Here is a 1,419-nt window from a genome sequence, read left to right on the forward strand (position 1 = left end):
TGCTTTTCCAACGGCGGATAATCTGCACCAGTGCCACTTTCAAATTCTGCTTCCCTGCCCTCATGGTTAGCTTCGTATTCCTGCTTTTCTCTGGTTTCTCTCGGTGCTACTGCCATTTTCCCAACGCCTACCTCCCATTTTGTCTCGGCCTCCGTGGCATGTTCGCTGGTCAGTAGTTTTTGGTGGACCTGCTTCTACTAAAAATATTGCTAGTTGTACTGGCTTCGCCCCAGTATAACCAGCGCTATCAGCGGACAGGCTTCCCACTCGCCTTGCCTGCCTGCTTTTTTATGGTTACTCTTTCATTTGTAANTGGCTTTTAAAATTCTGCTATTAATTTGAGTACAGATCAAACAAATTTCTTTCATTTCCCAATTTTGGCCCTTGTGCCAGATTTCGAGGAAGAAGTAGTTATTAGCGAAAACTTTTCAATCAAAAAGAGACTTTGGCAAACATCAACTTTTGATCTTGCTACGCTACAATCTGAGCATGATCTATCCATTTCTTATCAAATTATGGATGTTTTTTTGTCGAATGTTAATCTTGAAATTTCTATTAAAGATGTGCCTTGTAGAGATTTTGCTATAAAAGCATTTAACGCATTGAGGCTTGGTTTATATGTTCAAGGTATTTCTCCCTTCTTGGTACCTTATATTTCTACCCATTCGATCAATGAGTATTCTGGAATTAATTCAAGAGATAGTAAAAGCCTACGGGAGGAGCTACCTCTTGGTTTACAAGAAGGTATTACAAGTGATTCAGCAACAGTTTCAGCTTGGCCAATGGAAATGGCGTTCAGCTGGATTGTTCTAAATGAATCTCTTAAGGTCAATGAAAAAAGGTTTAAAGCTGCTGCTTCTTTCGCCCGTTCTTGGATGAAGTTAATTGAGGATGACAAAAAGCTTGATGCAATTCAATCAATCTTAATATCTGCACCTAAAATACTACCTGCTTCTCAGTCTCTTTTACACCTTTGGTCGGGAATTGAATCAATGTTTCCTAAAGTTCGATCAGAACTATCGTTTAGAATCTCATTGTATTTGGCTGTACTTCTGGATTCAACCTCTGAGCGTAAAGAAATTTATGATATTGTACGTGATTCATATAAACTCAGAAGTAAAATAACTCATGGCTCTCTTTCATCAATTGAAATAGATAGTTGGAAGCAAACTTGGAATCTAATGTTAAGAGCTATTAAAGCAATTGAGAAAAATAAAGGGTTGCCCAAAGAAGATGAACTTCTAGATAATTTATTAATCTAATTGTCACTAAAGTCACCACATAACCAGCGCATTAAGGGGACACACTTCGCTAGGTCTTGCCATTTTCTGGCTTTTTAGCTCATCGTTCATTATTTATCAACTCAACCTTTTTGCGTGCGCCCCTTATGCGCAATGTCGTTATTTTGCCCGCCGGCCT

The 1,419-nt window shown here is 38.9% G+C and carries 1 protein-coding gene; it reads left to right on the forward strand.

The genetic code is table 11. The features are described 5' to 3' along the window. Window positions 1–338: 338 nt before the first annotated feature. A complete protein-coding gene (locus tag G3569_RS18180; RefSeq protein WP_165271507.1) occupies window positions 339–1,262 on the forward strand; it encodes a HEPN domain-containing protein in 924 nt (307 codons plus the stop codon). Window positions 1,263–1,419 lie beyond the last annotated feature (157 nt).

This window comes from Fodinibius halophilus (genome assembly GCF_011059105.1).
GTDB classification, from domain to species: Bacteria; Bacteroidota; Rhodothermia; order Balneolales; family Balneolaceae; genus Fodinibius; species Fodinibius halophilus.